Source organism: Amaricoccus sp. (assembly GCF_036846665.1).
In the GTDB taxonomy this organism is placed as follows: Bacteria; Pseudomonadota; Alphaproteobacteria; order Rhodobacterales; family Rhodobacteraceae; genus Amaricoccus.
Genome location: NZ_DAIUBO010000211.1, coordinates 1 through 6,724, shown reverse-complemented (window position 1 = coordinate 6,724; position 6,724 = coordinate 1). Strand labels below are relative to the sequence as shown.

Genomic DNA, 6,724 nt, shown 5'->3' with positions numbered 1-6,724 from the left:
GGCAAGCCGATGGCGCAGCTCCTGCTCGGCGAGAGCTGCACGGTGACCGTCGCCCATTCCCGGACCCGCGATCTGGCGGCGACCTGCGCGCGGGCCGACATCCTCGTCGCGGCCGTGGGCCGGCCGGAGATGGTCAAGGGCGACTGGATCCGCCCCGGGGCGACCGTCATCGACGTCGGCATCAACCGGGTGCAGGGGCCGGACGGCAAGGCGCGGCTGGTCGGCGACGTGGATTTCGCCAGCGCCGCCGAGGTCGCGGGCGCGATCACGCCGGTGCCCGGCGGGGTCGGGCCGATGACCATCGCCTGCCTGCTCGCCAATACCCTGACCGCCGCCTGCCGGGCCAACGGGCTGGAGGCGCCGGCCGGCCTCGCCGTCTGACCGCGGCCCTGGCCAAGGGCCGGCCGCCCCGGCCGATCCCGTCGCGGGGCGCATCGCACACCCGGCCGAACCCGGTGCCTCAGCCTTTGCGGTCGCGGTCGAGATCCTCCATCAGCTCCAGCTGGATCTGCTGGATCTCGGTCAGCCGCTCCCATTGCCGGACCAGCAGGTGGTCCAGCTTCTCATGCAGATGCCGGATCTCGACCTCGGCCTTCAGGTTGACGCGATAGTCGTTCTCCGCGCGCAGCCGGTCCTTGGCCTCCTGGCGGCGCTGGCTCATCATGATCAGCGGGGCCTGCACCGCGGCGATGCAGGAGAGCACGAGATTGAGCAGGATGAAGGGAAAGGGATCGAACCTGTCCGCGGCGAAGAGCAGGGCGGAATTGAAGGCGATCCAGGCGACCAGCACCGCGAGGAACGACAGGATGAAGGCCCAGCTGCCGCCGAAGGCGGCGACGCGATCGGCCATGCGGTCGCCAAAGCCCGTCCGCCCGGCGAATTCCGCCTCGGTATCGCTGGTCAGCGTGCCGCGATGGTCGATGCTGTCGATCACCGCGCGGTCGAGGCGGGTCAGCTCGCCGCGCTCCTCCCGCAGCATCCGCTCGACATGGGCGCGCCGGGCCGTGGCGAGGTCGTCGCGGCAGACGAAGCCGCTCCGCCGCCAGTCGGGATGGCTCTCGTCGAGGCGCTGCGCCAGCTGCGGCCGGACCAGGTCCACCGCCGTCAGCACCCGGGCGGGCAGGCTGCGCCCGCAGATGCCGCAGGTCCCGGCATGGCCGGCCCGGTTGCGCCCTCCGTTCACCGCCGCCCTCCGCGCGCTGACCTCGATCTTGCAGCACCCAGTTGCGCCGAGCGGCGGAAAATGTCCACAAGGGTGCCGTCCGGCCCGCGGCGGCGAATTTCCCGCTTCCCCTTGAACCCCGCGCCCGCGTGCGACATGTGCGGTGGCCGGAGGCGCCGGGAAGACGGGGCGAGGGAGAGCAGATGGCGGCGATCGTATCGGTCAGGGACGTCCGCAAGGTCTACGAATCCGGGTTCGAGGCGCTCAAGGGCGTCTCGCTCGACATCGAGCGGGGGGAGATCCTCGCGCTGCTGGGGCCGAACGGCGCGGGCAAGACGACGCTGATCTCGCTGATCTGCGGCATCGCCCGCCTCGGCGAGGGCGCGATCACCGTCGGCGGCCACGACATCGTCACCGCCTACCGCGAGGCGCGGTCGATGATCGGGCTGGTGCCGCAGGAGGTGAACGTCGAGCCCTTCGAGACGGTCTGGAACACCGTGACCTTCACCCGCGGCCTCTTCGGCCTGCCCCGCGACGATGCCCATGTGGAGCGCGTGCTGCGCGACCTCTCGCTCTGGGACAAGCGCGACGCGGCGACCCGCGAGCTCTCGGGCGGCATGAAGCGAAGGGTGCTGATCGCCAAGGCGCTGGCGCACGACCCGAAGGTGCTCTTCCTCGACGAGCCGACCGCCGGGGTGGACGTGGAACTGCGCAAGGGCATGTGGCAGATCGTGCGGCAGCTCAAGGCCGCCGGCACCACCATCATCCTCACCACCCATTACATCGAGGAGGCCGAGGCGATCGCCGACCGCGTGGCGGTGATCAACGAGGGCCGCATCGTGCTCGTGGAGGATCGCGACCGTCTGATCCACCAGATGGGCCGCAAGGAGCTGACCGTGGAGCTGAAGGCGCCGCTCGCGGCGGTGCCCGAGGCGCTGTCCTCCTACGGCCTCGCGCTCTCGGAGGACGGCCGCAGCCTGCGCTACGCCTACGACCGTGCCGCGGAGCGCACCGGGATCGTCTCGCTCCTGCGCGACCTCTCCGACGCGGGGCTTGCCTTGCGCGACCTGCGGACACGGGAGAGCTCGCTCGAGGACATCTTCGTCGATCTGGTGAGGAAGCCGGCATGAACGCCCGGGCCATCCGCGCGATCTACCGCTTCGAGATGCTGCGCACCCGCCGCACGCTCCTGCAGAGCCTCGTGGCGCCGGTGATCTCCACCTCGCTCTATTTCGTGGTCTTCGGCACGGCGATCGGCTCGCGCATCCAGGAGGTCGAGGGCGTGGAATACGGGGCCTTCATCGTGCCGGGGCTGATCATGCTGACGGTGCTGATGCAGAGCGTCACCAACGCCTCCTTCGGGATCTACTTCCCCAAGTTCATCGGCACGATCTACGAGCTCCTCTCGGCACCGGTCTCCTATTTCGAGATCGTGACCGGCTATGTCGGGGCGGCGGCGACCAAGTCCTTCGTCATCGGCCTCGTGATCTATCTCACGGCGAATTTCTTCGTCACGCTGCCGGTGGCGCATCCGGTCTGGATGGTCGGCATCCTCGCGCTCACCTGCCTCAGCTTCAGCCTGCTCGGCTTCATCCTCGGCATCCTCGCGAGGGGCTTCGACGGGCTGCAGCTGGTGCCGATGCTGATCATCTCGCCGCTGGTCTTTCTCGGCGGCAGCTTCTACTCGATCGAGATGCTGCCACCGCTCTGGCAGAAGATCACCCTGCTGAACCCGGTGGTCTATCTGGTCTCGGGCTTCCGCTGGTCCTTCTTCGGCGAGGGCGACGTCGGGATCGGCGTCAGCCTGCTGGCGATCCTCGCCTTCACCCTCGCCTGCCTCGGCGTGGTCTGGTGGATCTTCCGCACCGGCTACCGGCTCCGGAACTGAGCGGGAGATCCCGGCCGCTTCCAGCGCCGATCCGTCGTTTTGTGATGCGCCGGGGCGCGGAAAGCGCTCTAATCGGGGCGGAATCGCAATGCCGACGGAGGATGGCATGTACCGGCTTCGCCTTTTCGCCGTGCGCCATTCCCGCGGATTCGAATGGCTCTACCGTCGTCTCGAGCGGCTGATGATCGGCCTCGACCCGCTCTTCGCGCGCATCGGCCACGACCGGGTGGAGGCGCCGGTCGCCCTGATCGAGCGGGGGGTCAAGAGCCTGCTCTTCGACTGCCGGATGTGCGGGCAATGCGTGCTCTCCTCCACCAGCATGTCCTGCCCGATGAACTGCCCCAAGCAATTGCGAAACGGCCCCTGCGGCGGCGTGCGGCCGGGCGGCTTCTGCGAGGTCAAGCCCGCCATGCGCTGCGTCTGGGTGCTGGCCTGGGAGGGGGCGACGCGCATGGAGGACGGCGCGCGTATCCGCGAGGTGCTGCCGCCGGTGGATCACGGGCTGAAGGGATCCTCGTCCTGGCTGCGCGTCAGCCGCGAGAAGGCGGCCGCACTGCGCGAGGCGCGCGAGGCGGAGCGCACCGCGCTCGCCCGGGCCTTCCCGGCAGCGCGCGAGATCGAGCCCGCGACCGCGCCGCTGGCCGAGGAGCCGCCGCGGGCGGTCAGCCAGGAGGTGCGGCGATGAGCCCGGCGGATCAGGATCTCGGCGACAGCTTCCCGCACTACGAGGAGCCGCCGCCGGGCCATGTCTCGGGCAGCCGGCTGGAGCGCGTGCTGCGCGCGGGCAAGTTCGCGGTGACGGCGGAGCTCAACCCGCCCGACAGCGCCGATCCGGCCGATGTGCTCGAGGCCGCCCGCCCGCTCGGCGAGGTCGCCGATGCGATCAACGCCACCGACGCCTCGGGCGCGAACTGCCACATGTCCTCGATCGGCATCTCGTCGCTTCTGACCCGCGCCGGCTACGGCACGGTCTACCAGATCTCCTGCCGCGACCGGAACCGGATCGCGATCCAGGGCGACGTGCTCGGCGCCGCCGCCATGGGGGTCAGGAACGTACTCTGCCTCACCGGCGACGGCGTCGGGGTGGGCGACCAGCCGGGCGCGAAGCCGGTCTTCGACTTCGATTCGCTCTCGCTCCTGCGCACGATCCGCACCATGCGCGACGAGGGCCTGTTCCTCTCGGGCCGCAAGATCACTCACCCGCCGCGGATGTTCCTCGGGGCGGCGGAGAATCCCTGCGTCCCGCCGCACGAATGGCGCCCCGAGCGGCTGGCCAAGAAGGTCGATGCGGGGGCGGATTTCATCCAGACCAACTACATCTTCGACCTGCCGGTCTTCGAGCGCTTCATGGCGCGGCTGCGCGATCTCGGGGTCGACAGCCGCGTCTACCTGCTTGCCGGCGTCGGCCCGCTCGCCTCGGCCAAGGCCGCGCGCTGGATGCGCTCGAACGTGCCGGGCATCCATATTCCCGATACGGTGATCGAGCGCATGGAGAAGGCCGCGAAACCGGCGGCGGAGGGAAAGCGGATCTGCGTCGAGCTGATCCAGCAGATCCGCGAGATCAAGGGCGTCTCCGGCATCCATGTCATGGCCTATCGCCGCGAGCATCAGGTCTCGGAGATCATCCTGGAATCGGGCGTGCTGAAGGGCCGGGTGCCGCAGCGCCGGCGCAGCGCAAGACCACGCCCGGCGCCGGTCTAGCCTGTCCGGTCACCATCAGGTCAACCTACTACCTGAGAAACGCAACAATAACAAATGCATAGAGAGCGTCCCGCTGTGGGACGCCTCCCCCGAACCGGCACCGGAGAGGCACTGCCTCGCGCCTGTTCTTCGGCCGCAGCGCGCGGATTTGTCACCTGCCAAATCCGCGAAGAGATTGCGGCGCCGCCACAAGCTCCTTCCCGCGGAAATCACGCCGGTTCCAGGGCGGCGGCACCGGGCCTCGGGCCCCTCGTCCGCCAGAGCACCAGGACCATGATCGCGACGTTGAGCAGGTTGAAGGCGATGCCGTTGAGGAAGGCCATCCGGTAGGATCCGGTCGCGTCGAAGATCCATCCCGACATCCAGCCGCCGAGCGCCATCCCGAGGATCGTCGCCATGATCACGAAGCCGATGCGCTGGCCCGCCTCGCGCGCGGGCAGGTATTCGCGCACGATGATCGCATAGCTCGGCACGATGCCCCCCCGGCTCAGGCCGAAGATCAGCGAGACCACATAGAGCGAGGCGAGCCCGTCGAAGGGCAGGTAGAACAAGAGCGACAGGCCCTGCGCGATCGAGCCGATCAGGAGCGTCGGCACGCCGCCGATGCGGTCCGCGACGTAGCCCGACAGCAGCGCGTCGCCGGCGCCGACCGAGTTCACGAAGGGGATCTCCCTCGCCCGCCCGTAGAGGGCCTGGTCGCCCGTCACCAGCATCGCCCCGTCCGCCCCCAACGACGCGAGCACGGCCGCGGCGCCGCGCCGGATGGTCTCGCGGGCCGCGGACTCGACGTCGCCGAACGTCTCGATCGGGGCGCCGACGAGGTCGGCCAGCTCGTGCACGTTCGGCTTGACGAGGACGGGCCTGGCGGGCAGGACGGCGGCGAGTGCCGCGCCGGAGGTGTCCACCGTCGTCGGCGTGCCGATCGCCGCCAGGTCCCGCACGACGCGGGCCAGGAACTCGGGCTCCACGCCCTTCGGCAGGCTCCCGCAGAGCAGCGTCATGCGCGCCCCCCTGCAGGTGGTGAGGATGGCGTCGTGCAGGTCGGCGACCTGAGCGGCGTCGAGGGGGGCGCCCGCCTCGTTGAGCTTGGTCGAGTGGTCCGGAGGCGCCACGAGGGTGATGTTGGTGCGCACCTCGCGGCCCGTGTCGATCACGATGTGCGGCAGGCCCTCCCGCGCGAGGCAGTCGCGCAGGTATGCCCCCGTCTCGCCGCCCGCGGGGAAGACGGCGGTGGTCGGGATGCCCGCCCGGTGGAGCGCCCAGGAGACGTTGAGCCCCTTGCCGGAGGGCTCCCTCGTGCTCTGGACCACACGGTTGACGGCGTCCCAGTCGAAGGCGTCCACCTTGACCGTCCAGTCGATCGCGGGGGCGGGCGTCACGGTCACGATCATGCGTAGCTCCCCTCCACGTCGAGCCCCTTCAGCGCGGAGCGATGCTGGGCGTCGAGTTCGCGGCCGGTCACGATGAGGTCGAGCTCCTCCACGCCCGCGTACCTGACGAGGGAGGTCCTGGCGAACTTCGTGTGGTCGGCGAGCAGGCAGGACCGCTCGGCGTTGCGGATCATGGCGGCCTTCACCGAGGCCTCCTCGACGTCGGGCGTCGAGAGGCCGCGCTCGACCGAGATGGCGTTCGTGCCGACGTAGGCGAGGTCGAAGCTGAGCGTGCTGATCGTCGCGAGCGCCTGGGAGCCGACCTCGGCGAGGGTCTCCGCCCGGACTCGCCCGCCGAGGGCGTGCACCCGCACCTCGGAGAGCGCGGCGAGCGCGCTCGCGACCGTCAACGTGTTGGTGAACACCGTCAGCCGCCTGTTCGGGAACAGCCGGACGAGCTCCTCCGTCGTCGATCCCGCGTCGATGAAGATCGCCCCCGCCTGGGGAAGGTGCGCAAGCGCGGCCTCGGCGATGCGCCGCTTCTCCTCGACGTTGGCGCCGCGCGTCGCGACCTCTGGCTCGTGCGTCATCGACTCGACGTGG

The 6,724-nt window shown here is 70.0% G+C and carries 7 protein-coding genes and 1 pseudogene; 5 read left to right on the top strand and 3 right to left on the bottom strand.

Going from position 1 to position 6,724, the window contains the following annotated elements:
* Positions 1–381, top strand: a pseudogene (locus V7050_RS16695) (bifunctional methylenetetrahydrofolate dehydrogenase/methenyltetrahydrofolate cyclohydrolase); the annotation flags it as partial.
* 79 nt (positions 382–460) lie between these two features.
* On the opposite strand, the gene V7050_RS16690 reads toward V7050_RS16695, so the two are convergent.
* On the bottom strand, positions 461–1,183 hold the full coding sequence (locus V7050_RS16690; protein ID WP_324367744.1) for a DUF1003 domain-containing protein: 723 nt from the start codon (positions 1,181–1,183) through the stop codon (positions 461–463).
* 182 nt (positions 1,184–1,365) lie between these two features.
* Between V7050_RS16690 and V7050_RS16685 the strand changes: the two genes are divergently transcribed.
* The 4 genes from V7050_RS16685 to V7050_RS16670 all read left to right on the top strand — a co-directional run bounded on the left by V7050_RS16685 (position 1,366) and on the right by V7050_RS16670 (position 4,751).
* Positions 1,366–2,292, top strand: coding sequence for an ABC transporter ATP-binding protein (locus V7050_RS16685; protein ID WP_324367742.1), 927 nt, complete (start codon positions 1,366–1,368; stop codon positions 2,290–2,292).
* Positions 2,289–3,050 (top strand): ABC transporter permease, encoded by a 762-nt coding sequence (locus V7050_RS16680; RefSeq protein ID WP_324367740.1) that lies wholly within the window; start codon positions 2,289–2,291, stop codon positions 3,048–3,050. Before V7050_RS16685 ends, V7050_RS16680 begins: the two co-directional genes overlap by 4 nt.
* A 106-nt stretch (positions 3,051–3,156) precedes the next feature.
* A complete protein-coding gene (locus tag V7050_RS16675; protein WP_324367739.1) occupies positions 3,157–3,735 on the top strand; it encodes a methylenetetrahydrofolate reductase C-terminal domain-containing protein in 579 nt (192 codons plus the stop codon).
* A complete protein-coding gene (locus V7050_RS16670) occupies positions 3,732–4,751 on the top strand; it encodes a methylenetetrahydrofolate reductase (RefSeq protein WP_324367736.1) in 1,020 nt (339 codons plus the stop codon). Before V7050_RS16675 ends, V7050_RS16670 begins: the two co-directional genes overlap by 4 nt.
* Positions 4,752–4,960: 209 nt before the next feature.
* On the opposite strand, the gene V7050_RS16665 is transcribed toward V7050_RS16670, so the two are convergent.
* On the bottom strand, positions 4,961–6,142 hold the full coding sequence (locus tag V7050_RS16665) for a hexose kinase (protein ID WP_324410868.1): 1,182 nt from the start codon (positions 6,140–6,142) through the stop codon (positions 4,961–4,963).
* Positions 6,139–6,724: DeoR/GlpR family DNA-binding transcription regulator (locus tag V7050_RS16660; RefSeq protein WP_324410866.1), on the bottom strand; the 586-nt coding region annotated here is incomplete at its 5' end. The genes V7050_RS16665 and V7050_RS16660, both read right to left, overlap by 4 nt.